Origin of the sequence: Aminobacter sp. HY435, from assembly GCF_027568395.1 — a bacterium.
Classification (GTDB): Bacteria; Pseudomonadota; Alphaproteobacteria; order Rhizobiales; family Rhizobiaceae; genus Aminobacter.
In genome coordinates this window covers 85,929-107,269 of the sequence record NZ_JANKZL010000002.1, presented here as the reverse complement: position 1 = coordinate 107,269, position 21,341 = coordinate 85,929, and the positions used below count along the sequence as shown (strand labels likewise).

Annotated in this window: 18 protein-coding genes and 1 riboswitch; of the genes, 5 read left to right on the top strand and 13 right to left on the bottom strand. The window is 63.9% G+C overall.

Annotated elements, in window-relative coordinates:
- Window positions 1–41: 41 nt before the first annotated feature.
- Entirely contained in the window at window positions 42–626 is a 585-nt protein-coding gene (locus tag PCJ21_RS03055; RefSeq protein ID WP_269929911.1) for a nitroreductase family protein, read from the top strand.
- A gap of 4 nt (window positions 627–630) precedes the next feature.
- Window positions 631–1,236, top strand: coding sequence for a flavin reductase family protein (locus PCJ21_RS03050; RefSeq protein ID WP_269929910.1), 606 nt, complete (start codon window positions 631–633; stop codon window positions 1,234–1,236).
- Here PCJ21_RS03050 and PCJ21_RS03045 read toward each other — a convergent pair.
- Genes PCJ21_RS03045 through PCJ21_RS03035 form a run of 3 tightly spaced genes read right to left on the bottom strand, consistent with a single transcriptional unit; the run spans window position 1,233 to window position 3,205 of the window.
- Entirely contained in the window at window positions 1,233–1,808 is a 576-nt protein-coding gene (locus PCJ21_RS03045) for a hypothetical protein (protein ID WP_269929909.1), read from the bottom strand. The two genes, PCJ21_RS03050 and PCJ21_RS03045, sit on opposite strands and share 4 nt — an antisense overlap.
- 51 nt (window positions 1,809–1,859) lie before the next feature.
- Window positions 1,860–2,732, bottom strand: a complete 873-nt coding sequence (locus PCJ21_RS03040) for an HpcH/HpaI aldolase/citrate lyase family protein (RefSeq protein ID WP_269929908.1) — start codon at window positions 2,730–2,732, stop codon at window positions 1,860–1,862.
- Window positions 2,732–3,205: a MaoC family dehydratase gene (locus tag PCJ21_RS03035; protein WP_442865948.1), complete on the bottom strand. Its 474-nt coding sequence runs from the start codon at window positions 3,203–3,205 to the stop codon at window positions 2,732–2,734. The genes PCJ21_RS03040 and PCJ21_RS03035 overlap by 1 nt, the downstream gene beginning before the upstream one ends.
- A 127-nt stretch (window positions 3,206–3,332) precedes the next feature.
- Between PCJ21_RS03035 and PCJ21_RS03030 the strand changes: the two genes are divergently transcribed.
- Window positions 3,333–4,454, top strand: coding sequence for a DUF2336 domain-containing protein (locus tag PCJ21_RS03030; protein WP_269929906.1), 1,122 nt, complete (start codon window positions 3,333–3,335; stop codon window positions 4,452–4,454).
- Between the two features lie 14 nt (window positions 4,455–4,468).
- Here PCJ21_RS03030 and parE read toward each other — a convergent pair whose 3' ends face one another.
- Entirely contained in the window at window positions 4,469–6,529 is a 2,061-nt protein-coding gene (gene parE / locus PCJ21_RS03025; protein ID WP_269929983.1) for a DNA topoisomerase IV subunit B, read from the bottom strand.
- A gap of 256 nt (window positions 6,530–6,785) precedes the next feature.
- Here parE and PCJ21_RS03020 point away from each other — a divergent pair, with 256 nt between their 5' ends.
- Window positions 6,786–7,961, top strand: coding sequence for a GGDEF domain-containing protein (locus PCJ21_RS03020; protein ID WP_269929905.1), 1,176 nt, complete (start codon window positions 6,786–6,788; stop codon window positions 7,959–7,961).
- A 110-nt stretch (window positions 7,962–8,071) separates the two neighbouring features.
- On the opposite strand, the gene gcvP is transcribed toward PCJ21_RS03020, so the two are convergent.
- From gcvP to PCJ21_RS02975, 9 genes are all read right to left on the bottom strand, one after another.
- Entirely contained in the window at window positions 8,072–10,882 is a 2,811-nt protein-coding gene (gene gcvP, locus PCJ21_RS03015) for an aminomethyl-transferring glycine dehydrogenase (protein WP_269929904.1), read from the bottom strand.
- A 14-nt stretch (window positions 10,883–10,896) separates the two neighbouring features.
- Complete coding sequence (gcvH, locus tag PCJ21_RS03010; protein WP_269929903.1) at window positions 10,897–11,265, bottom strand: glycine cleavage system protein GcvH; 369 nt, start codon at window positions 11,263–11,265, stop codon at window positions 10,897–10,899.
- 5 nt (window positions 11,266–11,270) lie between these two features.
- Window positions 11,271–12,371, bottom strand: coding sequence for a glycine cleavage system aminomethyltransferase GcvT (gene gcvT / locus PCJ21_RS03005; protein WP_269929902.1), 1,101 nt, complete (start codon window positions 12,369–12,371; stop codon window positions 11,271–11,273).
- A gap of 148 nt (window positions 12,372–12,519) precedes the next feature.
- A riboswitch (glycine riboswitch) is annotated at window positions 12,520–12,606 on the bottom strand.
- 136 nt (window positions 12,607–12,742) lie between these two features.
- Window positions 12,743–13,534, bottom strand: coding sequence for a molybdopterin-binding protein (locus PCJ21_RS03000; protein WP_269929901.1), 792 nt, complete (start codon window positions 13,532–13,534; stop codon window positions 12,743–12,745).
- A gap of 1 nt (window position 13,535) precedes the next feature.
- Window positions 13,536–14,411 carry a cytochrome b/b6 domain-containing protein gene (locus PCJ21_RS02995; protein ID WP_269929982.1) on the bottom strand — a complete coding sequence of 292 codons (876 nt, stop codon included), beginning with the start codon at window positions 14,409–14,411 and terminating at the stop codon, window positions 13,536–13,538.
- Window positions 14,412–14,576: 165 nt separating this feature from the next.
- On the bottom strand, window positions 14,577–15,230 hold the full coding sequence (locus tag PCJ21_RS02990) for a DUF1345 domain-containing protein (protein WP_269929900.1): 654 nt from the start codon (window positions 15,228–15,230) through the stop codon (window positions 14,577–14,579).
- A complete protein-coding gene (locus PCJ21_RS02985; RefSeq protein ID WP_269929899.1) occupies window positions 15,227–15,700 on the bottom strand; it encodes a YaiI/YqxD family protein in 474 nt (157 codons plus the stop codon). The genes PCJ21_RS02990 and PCJ21_RS02985 overlap by 4 nt, the downstream gene beginning before the upstream one ends.
- A 170-nt stretch (window positions 15,701–15,870) precedes the next feature.
- Window positions 15,871–16,344, bottom strand: coding sequence for a GNAT family N-acetyltransferase (locus tag PCJ21_RS02980; RefSeq protein ID WP_269929898.1), 474 nt, complete (start codon window positions 16,342–16,344; stop codon window positions 15,871–15,873).
- Window positions 16,344–17,471, bottom strand: coding sequence for an S-(hydroxymethyl)glutathione dehydrogenase/class III alcohol dehydrogenase (locus PCJ21_RS02975; protein WP_269929897.1), 1,128 nt, complete (start codon window positions 17,469–17,471; stop codon window positions 16,344–16,346). The genes PCJ21_RS02980 and PCJ21_RS02975 overlap by 1 nt, the downstream gene beginning before the upstream one ends.
- Window positions 17,472–17,694: 223 nt before the next feature.
- Between PCJ21_RS02975 and dnaE the strand changes: the two genes are divergently transcribed.
- Entirely contained in the window at window positions 17,695–21,225 is a 3,531-nt protein-coding gene (gene dnaE / locus PCJ21_RS02970; protein ID WP_269929896.1) for a DNA polymerase III subunit alpha, read from the top strand.
- The last annotated feature ends 116 nt before the right edge of the window (window positions 21,226–21,341 follow it).

Sequence of the window (21,341 nt, the reverse complement as noted above, 5' to 3'; positions counted from 1 at the left end):
GGGCGTCGCTTCAGCCCGAAAAACCTGGGAGCACCCGCGCTGTGACATCGCCGATCATCGATCTTTTGTTGACCCGCAATTCCGCACCGATCCCTGAATTGCGCGACCCGGCGCCTTCCGACGCGGACATAGAGACAATGCTGCGCGCTGCAAGCCGGGTGCCCGACCATGGCCGCCTTGAGCCTTGGCGCTTCATCCTTTATCGCGGCGACGCCCGCATCGAGATCGGCAACAAGCTGGCCGTGCTTGCCGAACGCCGCGAAGGACCGCTGACGGAAGGCCGCCGCAACCAGGAGCTCAGCCGTTTCTCGCGCGCGCCACTGGTCATCGGTGTGATCTCCAGTCCCAAGCAGCACCCCAAGATCCCAGAATGGGAGATGTTCCTGTCGGGTGGCATGGCGGCGATGAACCTGATCCTCGCGGCCAATGCGCTCGGATATGGCGCCAACCTGATCACCAACTGGTATTCCGACTGCGAGGAAGGTCGCGCCTTGCTTGGTCTTGCGCCGCAGGAACGCGTCGTCGGCTTCGTCCACATTGGCTCTTACGAAGGCGCCGGGCAGGAACGGCCGCGCCCCGATGTCGCCAAGCTCTACGCCGACTATTCCGGCCCCTGGGCGGGCTGACACGATGTTCTACGAACCGTCGAAGGGCCACGGCCTGCCGCATGATCCGTTCAAGGCACTGGTGTCGCCGCGGCCGATCGGCTGGATTTCGACTGTCAGCAAGGACGGGGCGCTCAATCTCGCGCCCTATTCCTTCTTCAACGCACTGTCGGGCAAGCCGCCGCTGGTATGGTTCTCCTCCGAGAGCGAGAAGGACAGTGCCACCTTCGCCGGCGAGACTCGCGAATTCGTCGCCAACATCGTCGGCCGCGATCTTGCCGGGAAGATGAACCGCAGCTCGGTCAATGCGCCGCGCGGCACCAGCGAGTTCGATTATGCCGGGCTGACGTCAGCGCCATCGCTGCTGGTGGCACCGCCACGTGTCGCCGAGGCGCCGGCGGCGCTGGAATGCAAGGTCACCGAAATATTCCGGCCCAAGGGCCTGAACGGACAGGAGACCGGCGCGGTCGTCGTCATAGGCGAGGTGGTCGGCGTCCACATCGACGAGGCTTTCCTCACCGGAGGCCTGTTCGATGCGGTCAAGGCCGGCAACGTCGCCCGCCTCGGCTACATGGATTATTCGTCGATCGACGCCACCTTCTCGATGCGCCGGCCACGCTGGGAGGATTAAGTCGACTCCGGCGAAGCAAGCGTTTCCCAGAACCCTGTATTGAAGATTAGTTGGCCGTCTTCTCCGAGGTCCTCAACATCAATGAAACCAGCGCGCTGGAAAATCTTCCATATCTGACGGTTTGCGCGGGAGAGCCAAATTTGTATCGCCACTAGGCGCCTAGTGACGTGCCGGCAGTCTTCTGCGTACAAATCTCCCGGCCAGGAACCATCATGAAATTGACGATGAACGAAATGGTCGCGCTTGCGCTTAATCCACTTGAGATATGCTACGTCCTGCTTAGAGATGTCATGGCGGTCAAGAATGGCGATGAGGCTTCCAAGTGTGGAGTCTTGAAGTGTGTTCTGCTTGGCTAGTAGCCGTTCCCAGGCAGCCATGTCTTCGCGCAGAGCTTTTCCAACGCTGATCTTATCGCACATTAGCATTGCCGAAGTCAGCGTATGCTCCAGTTGGTGTATCGCCATAAATGTTGAGCTCATATGCTGACAATACAAGAATCGAGCGAAGTCCTCCTCGCTCATGTCCCGAATTTCTTTTTCCAGCGCCTGCTGAGTGATGTTTAGCGGAAACAAATTCGAACTCCGTAAGCCGGCTTCTAAGCTGACAGAAATTCTTATAGTTCACTATCCGGCGGCGCGCGCCCGGGCCAGCAGGCGCTGGGCGAGCCTGAGATGCGGCCGGTCATACATCTTGCCGTCGATGCCGACGACGCCGGGATTGCCGGCCTGTTCGAACGCCGCGACCACCGATGCCGCGCGCGCTACCGCTTCGACGGTCGGCGTGAAGGCTTCGTTGATCACTGCCACCTGGTCCGGATGGATAGCCATCTTGGCGGTGAATCCATCGCGCTCGGCCTCGATGCACTCGGCCATCAGCGCCTCTGGATCGCGAAAGTTGACGAAGACCGTGTCGACGGCTGCGGTGTCGGCTGCGGCCGCGCCCAGAATTGTCATCGATCGTGCCAGCCTGAAGACGTCGGTGTAGCGGCCGCTCTCGTCGCGGGCAGCGCGTGCACCGATCGCGGCGGACAGGTCCTCCGCCCCCCAGGTCAGGCCGGCAAGGCGGGCGCTTGCGCCGGCGTAGGTGCCGGTGGCGAGCACGCCGGCTGCCGTTTCGGTGATGATGGCTATGATCCGCGTCGCCCCATCGGCCAGATCGTTCTCTGCCTCGATCACGCGCAGCTTGGTCGACAGATGCTGGACGTCGACGCCGGCGTTCGACTTGGGCAACATGATGCCGTGGGGTGCCGTGGGCATGATGGCGCGCAAATCGTCGTCGGTCATCCCGGTGGCGAGATCGTTGACGCGGACATAGACCAGGGGCGAGGTCGCGTCGCGATGGGCCGCGATGAACTGAGCGGCGACGGCGCGGGCATGCGCCTTGTTTTGCGGTGCCACCGAATCCTCGAGATCGACGATGACGACGTCGGCGCCGGAGGCGAAGCCACGCTCGAGCTTCTTCTCGGAATCTCCCGGAACGAACAGCAGCGAACGCATCAGGCAGCCTTCTTCAACATCATCGCCTGCCGCCTGCACTTGGCGACCAGCGCACCGTCTTGATTGTAGGCGCGATGCTCGAATTCGGCGATGCCGCGATCGGGCTTCGACTTCGATTCGCGCACTGACAGGACCTCGGTCTCGACACGGATGGTGTCGCCGTGGAAGACCGGGTGAGGGAAGGTGGTTTCTGTCATGCCGAGATTGCCGACAGTCGTGCCGAGCGTGGTGTCGTGCACCGAGATGCCGATCATCAGGCCGAGCGTGAACAGCGAATTGACCAGCGGCTTGCCCCACTCGCTCCTGGCGGCGAAGTCGAAGTCGATATGCAGCGGCTGCGGGTTGAGCGTCATGGTCGAGAAGAACATATTGTCGCTCTCGGTCACGGTCTTGGTGAGCTGGTGGCGGATCACCTGGCCGACAACGAACTCGTCAAGATACAAACCGGCCATGCGCAATTCCTCCTGTTGCACCGTTTGATAGGCGCTGCCACGCCATGCGGCAAGCGGGTTAACGGATATGGTGAACCGTTCGTAAACCTTTTGTTCCTAGGGTCGATTCCGGGTTTGGGCACGTGTTGCCGGGGGCGAAGAAAAGCGAATGGTGGTCTCGCATTTCCTGAGATGGATAGACACCGCCAAGGTTGGCGAGCGGGCAGCAGCAGCTACGGCTCTGGCCGGCGCATATGTCGGGCGCGAGCTGCCGTTCGAGGACCGCTGTGCCGCCGAAGCCGCACTCACGCTGCTGCTCGACGACCCGTCCCCCAAGGTGCGCCTCGCGCTGGCCGAAGCGCTGTCGTTGAGCGCCAATGCGCCGCTGCAGATCATCGCTGCACTCGCTGCCGATCAGCCGGATGTCGCCGGCGTGGTCCTGGCGCGCTCGCCATTACTCACCGATGCCGATCTGATCGACCGCGTCGCTTCAGGTCCGGTTGTCATCCAGAAGCTCATTGCCGATCGTCCTGCGGTCTCGATGTCGCTGGCGGCGGCGATCGCCGAAGTCGCCGAGCCGGAGGCCTGCGTTGCCCTGATCGGCAACTACGGCGCCAGGATCGCCTCGCTCAGCTTCATGCGAATGGCCGAGCGTTTCGGCCATGACGCCGGGGTGCGCGAGGCGCTGATAGCCGATCCGCGCCTGCCGTCCGACTGCCGGCATCTTCTGCTGGTCAAGCTCGGCGAGGCGCTCAAGACCGCCCCGTTGGTGCTTGCGTTGATGGGGGCGGCCAGGGCCGAGCGAGTCACCCGCGACGCCTGCGTCAAGGCCTCGCTGACGCTGATCGAAGGCACGCATGCCGTCGAGCACGCGGCACTCGTCGAACATCTGCGCCTGCGCGGCGATCTGACGGCCAGCTTCATCATTCGCGTGCTTGCGCACGGCAAGATCGATTTCTTCGGTGCGGCGCTGGTGGTGCTTACTGGCCGAGACGAGCCGCGGGTGAGGGCGTTGCTTGCTGGCGGCCAGGATGTCGCCTTGCGGGCGCTGTTGCGCTCCGCGGGTCTTGCCGAGGCGACCCATGCCATCATACTGCGCGCGCTGAAGGTCTGGCGCGAGGTCGCCAACGGCCGCCGTGTCGCCGGCGCCCAGGAAGTCAGCTGGCTGATGCTAAGGGAATTGGGCGGCCAGGCCACCGAGGGCGAACTGGCCGGTCTGGTCAAGTCGATCCATCTCGACGCGCTGCGCGAGAATGCCCGCGGCCATGCGCTGGCGATAGCGGCGGCCTGATCACCGCACTCCGATCAAATATCGAGCGCTTCGGATTCGGCGAATTCGGCGCGGTCCTGGATGAAGCGGAAGCGCAGCTCCGGCTTGGTACCCATCAGCGCATCGACGGCGTTCTTGGTCTCTTCGGCATCGTCGAGGACTTCGACGCGCAGCAGCGTGCGCTTCTTCGGGTCCATCGTCGTTTCCTTGAGCTGCGCCGCCATCATTTCGCCGAGGCCCTTGAAGCGCCCAATCTCGATCTTGCCGCGGCCGGTGAACACCGTCCGCATCAGCTCATCCTTGTGGGCGTCGTCGCGGGCATAGGCGACCTTGCCGCCCTGCCTGATCGAGTAGAGCGGCGGCACGGCCATATACAGATGGCCCCCACGGATCAGCTGCGGCATCTCCTGGTAGAAGAAGGTGATGAGCAGCGAGGCGATGTGGGCGCCATCGACATCGGCGTCGGTCATGATGATGACGCGGTCGTAGCGAAGGTCTTCTTCACGGTACTTGGAGCGCGTGCCGCAGCCGAGCGCCTGGATCAGGTCGCCGATCAGCTGGTTTGAAGCCAGCTTGTCGTTGCCGGCGCTGGCGACGTTGAGGATCTTGCCGCGCAGCGGCAGGATCGCCTGCATCTTCCGGTCGCGCGCCTGCTTGGCCGAGCCACCTGCCGAGTCACCCTCGACGATGAACAGTTCAGCACCTGCGGCGGCATTCTGCGTGCAATCTGCCAGCTTGCCGGGCAGGCGCAGCTTGCGCACCGCGCTCTTGCGCGACACTTCCTTTTCCTGGCGGCGGCGCACGCGCTCGTCGGCGCGCGCTATCACCCAGTCGAGAAGCTTCGACGCTTCCTGCGGATTGTCGGCGAGCCAGTGGTCGAACGGGTCGCGGATCGCCGTCTCGACGATGCGCATGGCCTCGACGGTGGCGAGCTTGTCCTTGGTCTGGCCGACGAATTCCGGTTCGCGGATAAACACCGACAGCATGCCGGCCGCGGAAATCATCACGTCTTCGCTGGTGACAATCGAGGCACGCTTGTTGCCGACCAGATCGGCATAGGCGCGCAGGCCGCGCGTCAGCACGTTGCGGAAGCCCATTTCGTGGGTGCCGCCGTCGCCTGTCGGGATGGTGTTGCAGTAGGAGTTGACGAAGCCGTCGCCGCCGAACCAGGTGACGGCCCATTCGACCGAGCCGTGGCCGCTCTGCTTCTCGCTCTTGCCCGAGAAGATTTCGCGGGTGACCTGCATCTCGTCGCCGAGATAGGCCTTGAGATAGTCGCCGAGGCCACCGGGGAAATGGAACACGGCCTTGGCCGGCGTCTCGTCCTTTTCCTTGATGAGCGCCGGATCGCAGTTCCAGCGGATTTCGACGCCGCCGAACAGATAGGCTTTCGAGCGAGCCATCTTGTAGATGCGGGCCGGCTCGAAATGCGCGCCCTTGCCGAAGATGTCGGGGTCGGGATGGAAGCGCACCTTGGTGCCGCGCCTGTTATGCACGTCGCCCAGGCTTTCGAGCCCGCCCTGCGGGACGCCGCGCGAAAAGCGCTGGCGGAACAGCTGTCGGCCGCGCGCTACCTCGACTTCGAGCTGGTCGGACAGCGCGTTGACGACGGAGACGCCGACGCCGTGCAGGCCGCCCGAGGTCTCATAGACCTTGGAGTCGAACTTGCCGCCGGCATGCAGCGTGGTCATGATGACCTCAAGCGCCGACTTGTTCTTGAACTTCGGGTGGGGATCGACCGGGATGCCGCGACCGTTGTCGGTGACGGTCAGGAAACCCTCGGCATCGAGTTCGACTTCGATGAAGGTCGCATGGCCGGCCACGGCCTCGTCCATGGAGTTGTCGATGACTTCAGCGAAGAGGTGGTGCAGCGCCTTTTCGTCGGTGCCGCCGATATACATGCCCGGACGGCGTCGCACCGGCTCGAGGCCTTCGAGCACCTCGATGTCGGCAGCGCTGTAGCTGTCGCTGGCGTCCTTGACCGGCGCCGCGCGCTTGGCTGCAGCAGCCGCCGCGACCAATGGATCCGCAGGGCGTGAAACCGGGCGCGCGGGCTGCTTGTCGAGATTGCCGAAGAGGTCGTTGCTGTCGTCCATGCTCACTACGGTTTTTCCGTGTTGCGAATCATTTGTCGAGTTTGCCAGTTTTGCCGCTCCGGCAACAGTTCCTGATCTGTTCGTACACGGCCCGTTCGATATGCCCAAATTGGCCAGGGCAGCGCAACCTTTCGTAAACGCTAACCGAAATCGCTGCGACCAGACGGCGATTGAAGCGGGTCTGTAAGGTTGCGGCTAACCTGAATGCCCAATAACTGCTGCCCGAACATTCGGACATCAGGAAGGCCGCGCCCCCGTGCTTGACTTTGGTTCCCTCCTGCTCGCCACAGCCCTGTCGGGTGCATGCCTGAGCGGAACGCTCGTCGCGATCTGGCTGACGGCGCGTCAGTCCCGTTTCGTTCTCACGATGGCCGTGGGGATACTACTTCTCGTCTCCCATGTCATCGCCTTTTGGCTTTACGGACGCGATGCCTCACCGTGGCTCGCGCAGGCGATGCTGGCGCTTCTTGTCGCCGGCTTCTTCGTCGTTTTCACCTCTTCCGACCAGTACATCGAACGTGGCTGGGCGAAGCCTGCGGCCCTGCCGGTGGCCGCCGTCATCGTCTTGACGGTGGTGGTGACCGCAGCGGGTTTCGACGGCGTCGGTTTCGTCATCGCTTATCTGGCGGTGACCGGCATTCTTGTCATGACGGCGGCAGCCTTCTGGACCAGCACTGAGGTCGATCGCCGCGTGCTGGCCCCAGTCTCGCTGCTCACCGGCAGCAGCGCCATATCGTTCGCGCTGTGCGCCTTCGTCATCGTCCAGCAGAAGCAGTGGGTGCTTGGCAGCGTGCCCAGGAACTGGGCCGAAGACTTGAACACGGTCGTCGTCGTCGCCTGTATGACCGCGCTCGGCGCGCTGACCATCTCCTTCCACCACCTGCGCACCCAGAACCGGCTGACCGAGGAAACGCTTACCGATCCGCTGACAGGGCTGATGAACCGACGCGCCCTGAATTCGCTGCATGGCGACACCGGGTTCGGCCGGCAAATGGCGCTGGCCATGGTCGATCTCGATCATTTCAAGCGAACCAACGACGTTTTCGGCCATGCGGTCGGCGACCGGGTGTTGCAGCGGTTCGCCGACGTCGTCAGGCGCTATGCCGGTGACGGCATTGAGGTGTTCCGGCTCGGCGGCGAAGAATTCGCCATCGTCATTTCCGGCGTGAGCGCGCTGGACGCCTACGAGATCCTGCGCAAGATCGGTGCGTCCTTCGGCGCCGAAGTCGTCGCCACCAAGCTCGGTCTCCTCAGGAGCACCGTCAGCATCGGGGTATGCCTGGGTGACGACGATATCAGGAGACTCGAGCAAATGCTGCTCGGCGCCGACGCCGCGCTCTACGCCGCCAAGCGAGCCGGCAGGAACCGCGTCGCCACCGCCGAGACGCCAGGCAGCGACACATACAGGGAGCCGGAGCTGCTGATTGCCTGACTGCGCCGGCGAACCGCCCGAGTGCGGCCTGGAAGCATTTGAACAAGGGTAGGAGTCAAATCGGCGGCGCCCGTGAGGTACGCCGCCGATGAGGGTGTTGGCCGCGCGGATTACTCGGCGGCGCCGAGATACGCCGTCAGCGGCGGGCACGAGCAGACCAGGTTGCGGTCGCCGGCGACATTGTCGATGCGCGACACCGGCGACCAGTACTTGGCCACAGTGTCTGGATCGCCACCCGGATAGGCGGCCTCGAGGCGCGAGTAGGGGTGCTTCCACTCGCTGGCCAGCGTCTCGGTTGCCGTGTGCGGGGCGTTGACCAGCGGATTGTCATCCTTCGGCCATTCGCCCTTCTCGACCTTGGCAGCCTCGGCCGCGATAGCCGCCATCGCCTCGATGAAGCGGTCGATCTCGCGCTTCGGCTCGGATTCGGTCGGCTCGACCATCAGCGTTCCAGCGACCGGCCAGGACATGGTCGGCGCATGGAAGCCGTAGTCGATCAGGCGCTTGGCGATGTCCTCGACCGTGATGCCGGCGCGGTCCTTCAGAACGCGGGTGTCGAGGATGCACTCATGCGCCACGCGGCCGTTGCGGCCCTTGAACAGCACCGGATAGTGCGCCTCGAGCTTGGTGGCGATGTAGTTGGCGTTGAGGATCGCCTGTTCGGTCGCCTGCTTCAGGCCCGAAGCGCCCATCATCCGGATGTACATCCAGGTGATCGGCAGGATCGAGGCGCTGCCGAAGGGCGCAGCCGAGACGGCATGCGCGCTGCCGGCTTCGACATGGCCCGGCACGAAGGGCGCGAGATGCGCCTTCACACCGATCGGGCCGACGCCGGGGCCGCCGCCGCCATGCGGAATGCAGAACGTCTTGTGCAGGTTCATGTGGCAGACGTCGGCGCCGATGTCGGCAGGCCGCGAAAGTGCGACCATCGCGTTCAGGTTGGCGCCGTCGAAATAGACCTGGCCACCGTGGGAATGGACGATCTCGCAGATGTCGCGGGCGCCTTCCTCGAACACGCCGTGCGTCGACGGATAGGTGAACATCAATGCCGCGAGCTTGTCGGCGTGCTGTTCGGCCTTCACCTTGAGGTCGGTGACGTCGATGTCGCCATCTTCGAGGCAATGCACGACCACCACGTCCATGCCGGCCATGGCCGCGCTTGCCGGGTTGGTGCCATGCGCCGAGGACGGGATCAGGCAGATGTTGCGCTGGGTCTCGCCACGCGCGTGGTGATAGCGGCGGATCGCCAGAAGGCCGGCATATTCACCCTGGCTGCCGGCGTTCGGCTGCAGGCTGACGGCATCGAATCCGGTGATTTCGCACAGCCAGGCTTCGAGGTCGTCGGTCATCGCGCGATAGCCGAGCGAGTGGCTGGTCGGCGCGAAGGGGTGCAGGTTGGCGACCGTCGGCCAGCTGACCGGCATCATCTCGGCTGCAGCGTTGAGCTTCATGGTGCAGGAGCCGAGCGGGATCATGGCGCGGTCGAGCGCCAGGTCCTTGTCGGCGAGCCGGCGCAAGAAGCGCATCATTTCCGTTTCCGAGCGGTTTTCGTGGAACACCGGCTGGGTCAGGAAATCCTTGCCGCGCGGCTTGCCGGGCAGTGCGCGCTTGGCTTCCTTGGGCGCCTTTGCGCCGAACAGCGCGGCAATCGCGTCGAGGTCGGCCTCTACAGAGGCCTCGTCGAAGGCGACCGAGACATGATCGGCGTCGATAACGCGCAGCAGGCGGCCGATCTTTTCGGCCCCTGTCGCGATCGCTTCAGCCTTGCCCTTGGCTTCGACAGTCACGGTGTCGAATCGCTCGGTGCCGGACACGGTCACGCCTGATGCCTTCAGGCCTTCGGCCAGGCGGCTAGCCAGACCATGCACGCGTTCGGCGATCGCCTGCAGGCCGGCCGGGCCGTGCCAGATGGCAAACGATGCCGCCATGTTGGCGAGCAGCGCCTGCGCCGTGCAGATATTCGACGTCGCCTTGTCGCGGCGGATGTGCTGTTCGCGCGTCTGGAGCGCCAGGCGATAGCCGGGACGGCCCTTGCTGTCGACCGACTGGCCGACGAGGCGGCCCGGCATCAGGCGGGTCAGCTTGTCGGAGACGGCGCAATAGGCGGCGTGCGGGCCGCCGAAGCCCATCGGCACGCCGAAGCGCTGCATCGAGCCGACGGCGATGTCGGCTCCGAGGCTGGCGGGCGCGTCGGTGACGGTCAGGCTGAGCGGGTCGGACACGAAGATGACGATGGCGCCGACCGCCTTGGCCTTCTCGATCGCCGCCTTGTGGTCGCCATAGACGCCATTGGTGTCGGGCCAGGAGACGATCAGGGCAGCGGTGTTGTCGTCGATGGTCTCGCCGTCGATGTCGGTACCCAGCGGTTCGGCGCGGGTGCGCACGACATCGAGCGTCTGCGGATGCGGGGTGCCGGCGAGGGCGACGCGGCTGCGCTTGTCGCGGTGATGGCGTAGCGCGATGCCGACGGCCTCGGCAACGGCAGTTGCTTCGTCGAGCAGCGATGCTGACGCCACCGGCAGGCCGGTGAGTTCGGCGACCAGCGTCTGGAAGTGGAACAGCAGCTCAAGGCGGCCCTGGCTGATTTCGGCCTGGTAGGGCGTGTAGGCGGTGTACCAGGCCGGGTTCTCGAACAGGTTGCGCTGGATGACCGGCGGCACATTGACGCCGTGATAGCCGGCGCCGATGAAGCTCTTCAGCACCTTGTTGCGGCCCATCTTCTCGCCGAGCTCGGCAAGCGCTTCATGCTCGGTCGCCGGCGCAGGCAGGTTCAGCGCGCGGTCGAGCCGGATCGACTTCGGCACGGCTTGCGAAATCAGCGTTTCCACCGAAGGCACGCCGATGGCGGCGAGCATCGCGCGGGTATCGGCCGCGCCGGGCCCGATGTGGCGGGCCGAAAAGGGGTAGGGTGCAGTGGTCATCTCAGGCGATCCTGTCAACCGATATGGGCTTTGTAGCCCGCTTCATCCATCAGGCCGTCGAGCTGGCCCGCATTGGCGATCTTCATCTTCCACAGCCAGCCGTCGCCGGTGGCCGCCGAGTTGACGAGGGCCGGGTCAGACGAGAGGGTTGCGTTGGCTTCGGTGATGTCGCCGTCGATCGGCGCATAGACGTCCGAAGCGGCCTTGACCGACTCGACGACCACGGCGACGTCGCCCTTGGCGAGCTTGCGGCCGGTTTCCGGCAGGTCGACGAAGACCAGGTCGCCAAGCTGTTCCTGGGCGTAGTCGGTGATGCCGACAGTGGCGATGTCGCCTTCAACGCGGATCCACTCGTGGTCTTCGGTGAAATAGGTCTTGGTCATGGAAATTATCCTTTGCGGTAGCGATGCTGCGTGAAGGGAAGGGAATGGACGTCGACAGGCACCTTCGTGCCGCGGACGTCGGCGAAGACGCGGGTGCCGGCCTTGGCCAGCGACGCGGAGACGTAACCCATGGCGACGGGGAAACCTGCCGACGGACCGAAACCGCCCGAGGTAACGCGGCCGATCAGCTGGCCGTCGGCGTCGAACAGTTCAGCACCAGAGCGAACCGGCTGGCGACCCTCGGGCTTCAGGCCGACGCGCTTTTCCTTGGCGCCGTCGGCGAGGATCGTCGCAAGGGCGGCGCGGCCGATGAAGTTGCCGTCGGCGCGCAGGTCCTTGGGGATCGCCCACATCAGGCCGGCGCTTGCCGGGTCGTTGTCGGGGGTGATGTCGTTGCCATGCAGGCAGAGCCCTGCTTCGAGGCGCAGGCTGTCGCGGGCGGCAAGGCCGACCCACATGGTGCGCTCGTCGGAAAGCAGCTTGCCGAGCAGTTGGCGCGCATCGGCTTCCGGCAGGCCGATCTCGAAACCGTCCTCGCCGGTGTAGCCGGAGCGGCTCATGAACCAGTTGGCGCGAGGCTCGAAGCCCTGCATGAAGAACAACTCATTGGTGGTTATGCCGGCCTTTTCGAGCACGTCTGCCGATTCAGGGCCCTGGATCGCAATGAAGACGCGGTCGAGCGGCTCGATGGTGGCGTCGAAGTCCTTGGCGAGTGCGCGCAGATGCGCCTCGTCGGTTGCGGCATTGCCGGCATTTGCCACCACCATGAAGCGCTCGTCGCCGAGGCGGGTGATGATCAGGTCGTCGATGATGCCGGCAGCGTCGGTCAGGAAGAATGTGTACTTCGACTGACGCAGCTCAAGAGCACGCGCATCGAGCGGGCAGGCGCGGTTGAGCAGGTCGGCGGCGCCGCGTCCGCTGACCACGAACAGCTTCATGTGCGAAATGTCGAACAGGCCGACATGCTCGCGGGTATGAAGGTGCTCCTTCATCACGCCGGCGGGATAGGTCAGTGGCATGTTCCAGCCGGCAAAGGCGCCAAAGCGCGCACCGGCAGCGGAATGCAGGTCTGCAAGGGGTAGTTGATTGGTATTGTCGCCCGTCATGTCTTCTCCAGAGTCGCACGTGTCCAGCCGCTGCGGCGGCCATTCCGTGCCCCTCTGTCTGAAGCCTGAGAGACTCGCGCCCCGGATCTCTGTCGGCAGCGCTTACACCTTCGGCGCGGGATCAAAGTCCCGACTTTCCAGAGTGTCTTTCCCGTCTACGGTTCTTTTGCCTGAGAGATTTCGGGCGATTTCCCCTTCGGCGACAGCTTTCGCTGTTCTCTCCCGCAAACAGGTAGAGCCGGTAAAGGCCCTCGACGAGTCGTCAATATCCCAAGCACAAGCCTTTGTCACCTGTAAGCATAGCGCTTATTCGCTGGTTGGAAGGCTGATCCCCACACTATTGGGTAGTCGATTGCCTACCCGTGGTCATGCTAGATACCACCGTACCAGTCATAGCCCCGATCTTCCCAATAACCGCCCTTGCCCAGCCCCATGGCGCCGAAACTATCAACCAGCTCGATCTTGTGGATGTATTTCGGCATCTTGTAGCCGAGCTGGCGCTCGACCCGCACCCTGAGCGGTGCGCCGTTCTCGACCGGCAGCGGCTTGCCGTTCAGGCCGTAGGCGAGGATCGTCTGCGGATGGCGGGCGTCGATCAGGTCGATCGAGCCATAATATTTGACGTCGCCGGAGAGGCTGCGCTCGATCGTGTCGAGGCAGTGGAAGACGACATAGCGGGCATTCGGCTTGACCACGGCGGCGTCGAGCAGCAGGGCCATTGGCACGCCGGTCCATTTGGCGATGCAACTCCAGCCCTCGACGCAGTCGTGACGCGTGATCTGGGTGCGCGACGGCATGTTGATGAGCAGATCGCGGGACAGCGACAGCGGCCTTTCGACCAGCCCGCTCACTTCCAGGCGCCAGTCCGCGAAGTCGTTGGACAGCAGCGACTTGTAGGTGGAATCGTCGGGCGCGGTGATGCCATTCGGCCTTTGCGGCTGGCGGATATCCGCCTCTGTGTATTCCTGTGCCAGGCTGTTGCGCCCGGCGATCAACCGCTGGGCGCGATAGGTGAGGTCGTTGGCGCTTTCCAGCACGCTGCGGGCCGCGCTGTCGCGATCCTGGAGAAAGTCGAACGCATCGCATCCCGACAGCACGGCACCTGAGAGGCCAAGCGACGTCGCTGTCAGGAAGCGCCGGCGTGTGAGTTGGAAGCCGGCCATGTCAGTTGCCTCCCCTGGCCTGGTCGTCGCGATCTTCGGCGGGATCGATGCGGTACCAGCCGGTTATGATCGAGCGCAGTTCGTTGATCGGGCCTGCGGCCAGGATCATCAGCATGTGGATGACGAAGAAGCCGACCAGCAGCAGCATGATGGCAAAATGGATCGTGCGCGCCGTCTGCCGCCCGCCGAGCATGTCGGTCAGGAACGGTACCGCCGCGTTCATGCTCGGTGACATGGCCAGTCCCGTGACGATCATCAGCGGCAGCAGCACGAACAGCACGCCGCCATAGGCGAGCTTCTGCAGCGTGTTGTAGTCGCGGCTGTGGTGAAGTCGCAGCCTGGCGTGGTCGGCGATATCAGCCGGTAGCCGGCGCAGGTCTTCGACGGTTGGCGCAAGGTCGCGGCGCAGATGGCCGCTCCAGAGGCTCGCAGCGAGCCAGACGAGCAGCGTGCCTGACAGGACCCAGGCAAAGAAGAAGTGCACGACGCGGCCGGTGGCGAGATCCTGGCCGGACGGGATCGTTGCCCATGCCGGGAAGGCGCGGGCGCGTGGATTGGCGGTCGATCCCGACAGGCCGAGCACGCCCGACGTGTTGAATCGATACCCGAATATCTCGGTGTAACCGATTGTTCCTGTTTCCTCATCCGCAGCGCCGATGACGAGCACACTGTTGTCGAACTGGAAACCGGATTGCTTGCCGATGTAGAGCGATGGGTGCGCGTTGAAGATCTGCAGGCCGCTGAGCAGCAGGAAGAACAGGCAAGTGGCCCACAGCCAGTGGGTCAGCCGCGTCCAGCGCGTCTGGCGGTAGACGAGCGTGTCAGACGATGCGTCCGCCGGCGTACTGGCGTCGTCGCGCACGTTGAGTGCCTGCATCGTCATCGTCGCTGACCTCCAGGCTGGGCTGCGGCTCGTTTGGCCGCAATGCGCCTGCCTTGGTCAAATTACGTGCAGCATGCCGAATCGGTTTCGCGGTGGCAGATGATAATCTCGTGAATGAGGACACGGCTTGCCGCGGGAACGGCACGTCGAAACAACCGCCTAGTTCGGAAGCGATACGATCAGGTTGACGGCGGCGGCCACGATGGCGGTGTTGAAGAAGAACGACAGGATCGAGTGGGCAAGAACGGCCTTGCGCATCGCAGTGCTGGAAATGTTCGTATCGGCGGTCTGCGCGGTCATGCCGATCACCACCGCGAAGTAGAGAAAGTCCCAGCCAATGGGGCGATCGGTCAACGGAAACAGCAGCCCGCCGACGGGCTTGTGGGCGCGGGTCGAGGCAGCGTCCTTGGCGTCGCCGCGCCAGAACAGGTGCGCGTAGTGCAGTGCTGCCATCGCATGGATGGTGAACCAGCCGAGCGGCAGCGAGATCATCGAAAACACCAGCGCCGTCGGGCTGGCCACTTCCTTGGCGTTGATCAGCATGAACAGCGAGCCGACGGCCACCGCCACGATGACCAGCGTGATCGCGTAGATCAGCGCCAGCGGCTCGTCCGCTTCCTGCGCGCGCCGGCTCAGATAGTTGGCGTCGAGCAGCGGAATCTGATGCAGCATCAGCGCCGCATAGGTGATGAAGAACACGTTCGGGCCGATGGCGTAGACCAGCGGCTGCTTGAGCAGCAAGGCAATGACGAGGGCGGAAAAGCCGACTGCTGCGCTGATCAGGAATATGACGTGACGCTTGAACGGCTTCATGCGGCTGGCGCCGTCTTGAGCGCGCGCCGCGCCATCAGGTCGAGCGCCCCGAGAAAGCGCGAGCGGTCCTGCGCCGAAAAGCTGGCGTTGTAGCCCTTGCTCTCGCCTGTCTCGCGCAGATGCTGCTTGAGGTCGCGCATGGCGACGGCCATGCCGATGTTTTCAGGGGTGAACGGCTTGCCGGTCGGGCCGAGCACATGGGCGCCGAGCTGGACCGCACGGCTTGCCAGCGGAATGTCGGCGGTGATGACGATGTCGTTGGCCTTGGCGTTTTCGACGATCCAGTCGTCTGCTGCATCGGCCCCCTTCGACACAACGACGTTGCGGATCATCGGGTCGCGTGACGGTCTCAGGCCGCCATTGGACACAAAGGTGACGACGAGTTCCAGCCGCTCGGCCACCTTCACCACCTCGTTTTTCACCGGGCAGGCGTCGGCGTCGACGTAGATGACAGGATGCGTAGGGCTCATTCAGTCACTGTCCCTGAGGCGTTGGCCAAGGTCGGTCCCGTCCAACGAGAGCGGGGTCAAGCATGGCACATGCCATCAACCGCGGTAAATGGGAGGAGAAGGTCGATGCCAGGCATGGTGAACTCCGGGGTGGCACCTATGGCGCTGACGTCTCGGCGGTCTCCTTCACCCTACGCGCCGCTACCTGGTGCCAGCCTGAGCATGTCGATATGCGGGATGTCGTCCTCGAGATATTCTTCCGACACCGTGTCGAAGCCGAAGGCGCCATAGAACTTTTCGAGATGGCTCTGCGCCGACAACGCGATCGGACGAGCCGGAAACAGCCGCTCGCAGGCGGCGATGGATTCGGCCATCAGCCTGTCGCCGAGCCGCTTGCCGCGATGATCGGGAGAGACCACGACCCGGCCGATATAGGCCGGATCGTCTGTGCCTGACGGGGCGATGATGCGCGTGCTTGCCAGCAGTTCGCTGCCGGCAAGCAGCCTGAGGTGCAGCGCCTCGGGATCCTTGCCGTCCAGTTCGGGAAACGCGCATTTCTGTTCGACGACAAAGACTTCGATGCGCATCTTCAACATCGCATAGAGGTCGCGTGGAGACAGTTCGTCCAGGCGCCTGACGTCGACCTCGTATGCGATATCACGCATCAGTAGACCACCACGCTCCGGATGCTCTCGCCGGCATGCATCAGGTCGAAACCCTTGTTGATGTCTTCGAGCTTGAGCGTATGCGTGATCATCGGGTCGATCTGGATCTTGCCCTCCATGTACCAGTCGACGATCTTCGGCACGTCGGTGCGGCCGCGCGCGCCGCCGAAGGCGGTGCCCTTCCAGGTCCGGCCGGTGACCAGCTGGAACGGCCGCGTCGAGATCTCCTGGCCGGCACCGGCGACACCGATGACGATCGACTCGCCCCAGCCGCGATGGCTGGCTTCGAGCGCCTGGCGCATCACCTTGACGTTGCCGGTGCAGTCGAAGGTGTAGTCGGCGCCGCCGATCTGGTCGGCACCCCGCTTGGTCATGTTGACGAGATAGGGAACGATGTCGCCGTCGACCTCCTTCGGGTTGACGAAATGGGTCATGCCGAAGCGCTCGCCCCACGCCTTCTTGTCGTTGTTGAGATCGACGCCGATGATCATGTCGGCACCCGCGAGCCTGAGCCCCTGGATGACGTTCAAGCCGATGCCGCCGAGACCGAAGACGATCGCGGTTGCGCCGATCTCGACCTTGGCCGTGTTGATGACGGCGCCAATGCCGGTCGTCACCCCGCAGCCGATGTAGCAGATCTTGTCGAAGGGCGCGTCCGGGTTGACCTTGGCGAGCGCGATCTCCGGCAGCACGGTGAAGTTCGAGAAGGTCGAGCAGCCCATGTAGTGGAAAATCTTGTCCTTGCCGATCGAGAAGCGGCTGGAGCCATCCGGCATCAGGCCTTGCCCTTGCGTCGAGCGGATCGCGGTGCACAGGTTGGTCTTGCGCGACAGGCAGGACGGGCAGGAGCGGCATTCGGGCGTGTAGAGCGGGATGACGTGGTCGCCCTTCTTGAGCGAGGTTACGCCCTTGCCGACGTCGACGACCACGCCAGCGCCCTCATGACCGAGGATCGCCGGAAAGATGCCTTCGGGATCGGCGCCCGACAGCGTGAACTCGTCGGTGTGGCAGATGCCGGTCGCCTTGATCTCGACCAGCACCTCGCCCTCGCGCGGCCCTTCAAGGTCGACCTCCATGATCTCGAGCGGCTTTCCGGCTCCGACGGCGACAGCGGCGCGGGTTTTCATGATGAACGTCCTTCACTAGATTTCAGGGGGGCAAAACTCCGCCGGCAAGGTTTCAGGTTTTGCGCCGGCGATCAACCGCCAAGGCGACGCTGCGGTGTCGCCATGCGGCGGACGCCATGGTACTCCACAAGCCGTTGCCGGCGCGACCCCTTGCGGGATGGACATGCCGGTGGGCGTGGCCGAACATGGCACCGAAATACCCCTTACCGAGGCGAACGATTCGATGGCGAGTGACAGGCTCCCGCGCGATCCACTCAAGCGCGAAGCGTTAAAAGCAGCTGAAAAGCCAGAGGCTTCCGAGCGAACGTTCATTCATCTGCGCGTTCACTCCGCTTATTCGCTGCTGGAAGGCGCGCTGCCGCTCGGCAAGGTCGTCGGCCATGCCGTCAAGGACGAAGCGCCAGCGATTGCGGTCACCGACAGCAACAACCTGTTCGGGGCGCTGGAGTTCGCCCAGAAGGCGACCAAGGATGGCGTGCAGCCGCTGATCGGCTGCCAGGTCGACATCGACTTCGCCGAAGCTGCCGACCCCGCGCAGCGTGGGCCGGTATTCAAGGCGGCGCTTGAGCTTTTGCCCGTTGCACTGATCGCCGCGACGGAGGTGGGCTACGCCAATCTGGTCCGGCTGGTCAGTCGGCTCTATCTCGAAACGCCGCCGGGCGACCCCGTGCATGCGACCCTCGACTGGCTTGGGGCATCGGCGGAGGGCATCATCTGCCTGACGGGCGGCCCGCGTGGGCCGATCGGCTCGGCCATCAAGAGCGATCATGCGGCCGTTGCCGAGAGCCGCCTGCTCAGCCTGCAGGAGATCTTTGGTGACCGGCTTTATGTCGAGATCGAACGGCTGGCCGGTTATGATCGAGGCATCGAGGCTGCGACCCTCGAACTGGCCTACCGCCACCGCCTGCCGCTGGTGGCGACAAACGAGGCGTTCTTCCCGTCGCGCGGCGACTATGAGGCACATGACGCGCTCATCGCCATTGCCGAGGGCTCGGTCGTGGCCGAAGACAACAGGCGCAGGTTGACGCCGGACAATTTCCTCAAGTCGCAAAAGGAGATGTCGGAGCTTTTTGCCGATCTGCCCGAAGCGATCGACAATACGGTCGAGATCGCCCGGCGTTGCTCCTACTACCCCAGGAACCGCAACCCTATCCTGCCGCGCTTCACCGGCGGCGACATCGCCGACGCCGATGCAGCGGTGGCGGCCGAAGCCGCCGAGTTGACCCGGCAAGCCCATGACGGTCTCGCCATGCGCCTGGCGACGCGCGGCCTGGCCGAAGGCTATACGCCGGAGCAATACAGGGAACGGCTGGAATACGAGCTCGGCATCATCGAGCGCATGAAATTTCCGGGCTATTTCCTGATCGTTGCCGACTTCATCAAATGGGGCAAGCAGCAGGGCATTCCCGTCGGGCCGGGCCGCGGCTCGGGCGCGGGCTCGCTGGTCGCCTATGCGCTGACCATCACCGACGTCGACCCGCTGCGCTTTTCGCTGCTGTTCGAGCGCTTCCTCAACCCTGATCGCGTTTCGATGCCCGACTTCGACATCGACTTCTGCCAGGACCGGCGCGAAGAGGTTATCCGCTACGTCCAGGGCAAGTATGGCCGCGAACAGGTCGGCCAGATCATTACCTTTGGAACGCTGCAGGCGCGCGCCGTGCTGCGCGACGTCGGCCGCGTCTTGCAGATGCCCTACGGCCAGGTCGACAAGCTCACCAAGATGGTGCCGCAGAACCCGGCCAATCCGGTGACGCTGGCCCAGGCGATCGAAGGCGAGCCGCGTTTCGCTGAGGAGGCCGAGCGCGAGCCGATCGTCCAGACTCTGCTCGAAATGGCGCAGAAGCTGGAAGGGCTCTATCGCCACGCCTCGACCCACGCCGCCGGCATCGTCATCGGCGACCGGCCGCTGTCGGAACTGGTGCCGATGTACCGCGACCCGCGCTCGGACATGCCGGTCACCCAGTTCAACATGAAATATGTCGAGCAGGCCGGCCTGGTGAAGTTCGACTTCCTCGGCCTGAAGACGCTGACGGTGCTGCAAAAGGCGCTGTATTTCATCAGCCGACGCGGCGTCGACATCGACCTGGCGCTGATCCCGCTCGACGACCCCTTGACCTACGCCATGCTGTCGCGCGGTGAGACCGTCGGCATCTTCCAGGTTGAAAGTGCCGGCATGCGCAAGGCGCTGATCGGTATGAAGCCCGACCGCGTCGAGGACATCATCGCGCTGGTGGCGCTCTACCGCCCGGGCCCGATGGAGAACATTCCGACCTACAACAACCGTAAGCACGGCGAGGAGGAAATCGCCTCGATCCATCCGATGATCGACCATCTGGTGAAGGAGACCCAAGGGGTCATCGTCTACCAGGAGCAGGTCATGCAGATCGCGCAGGAGCTGTCGGGCTATTCGCTTGGCGAAGCCGACCTTCTTCGCCGCGCCATGGGCAAGAAGATCCGCGCCGAGATGGACAAGCAGCGCGAGCGCTTCGTCACCGGTGCGATCGAAAAGGGCGTCTCCAAGCCCCAGTCCAACGCCATTTTCGATCTGCTGGCCAAGTTCGCCGACTACGGCTTCAACAAGTCGCACGCCGCCGCCTACGCCATCGTCTCCTACCAGACCGCCTATCTGAAGGCGCATTACCCGGTCGAGTTCCTCGCGGCCTCGATGACCTACGATATGGCGAACACCGACAAGCTCAACGACTTCCGCCTGGACGCCATGCGCCTTGGCATCGAAGTCGTACCGCCGTCGGTGATGACAAGCTTCCGCGACTTCGAGGTCGGCGAGAAGAAGATCTTCTATTCGCTTGCCGCCATCAAGGGTGTCGGCGAGGCAGCAGTCCAGCACATCGTTGCCAAACGCACCGAGAAGCCCTTTGCCAGCCTTGCCGATTTCTGCGAGCGCATCGATCCGAAGATCGTCGGCAAGCGCGTCTTCGAAAGCCTGATCATGGCGGGCGCATTCGATTGCTTCGGTTACGAGCGGGCATCGCTGATGGCCGGCATCGAGCGCATGATGGGTCTGGCGTCGCTGGCGCATGAGAACGCCACGCTCGGCCAGTCCGACATCTTCGGCAGCGCCTTCTCCGGCCAGGCCCCTGTGCTGCATTTGCCCCAGGCCGATGCGTGGCTGCCGGCCGATCGCCTGCACCGTGAGTTCCAGGTGGTGGGCTTCTATCTCTCGGCCCACCCGCTCGACGAGTACAAGGCAGCGCTGGAGAAGATGCGCGTCCAGAACTGGACCGATTTCGAGGCCGCCGTGAAGCGCGGCGCTACGGCCGGGCGTCTGGCCGGAACGGTTTCCACCAAGCAGGAGCGCAAGACCAAGACCGGCAACAAGATGGGCGTCATCCAGTTCTCGGATGTTTCCGGACAGTACGAGTCCGTGCTGTTTTCGGAGGCTCTGGCGCAATACCGCGACCTGCTCGAGCCGGGCAAATCGGTGGTCATCACGGTGCAAGCAGAAAACCGTCCCGAAGGCGTCAACCTGCGCATCCAGACGGTGCAATCCCTGGAGGAGGAGGCCAGCCGGGTGCAAAAGACGCTGCGCATCTTCGTCCGCGACGCTGCCCCGCTCGGCACCTTGTCGAACCATCTGACGACCCGCGGCGAAGGCGAAGTCAGTTTCATCGTGCTCAAGGGCGAGGGCCAGGGCGAGATCGAAATCGAGTTGCCCAACCGCTACCGCATCACCCCCTCGATCGCTTCGGCCATGCGCGCCGTGCCGGGGGTCGTCGAGGTCGAGTTGGTCTAGTCGGATCGGAAAAGTCTTACTGTACAATACGTTGAGCCGAAATACGGATTCGAAGCGCGAACTTTCTATCGGCTGAAAGGGACGCGTTTTGCGGCCAATTGCGTATTTCCAGTCTC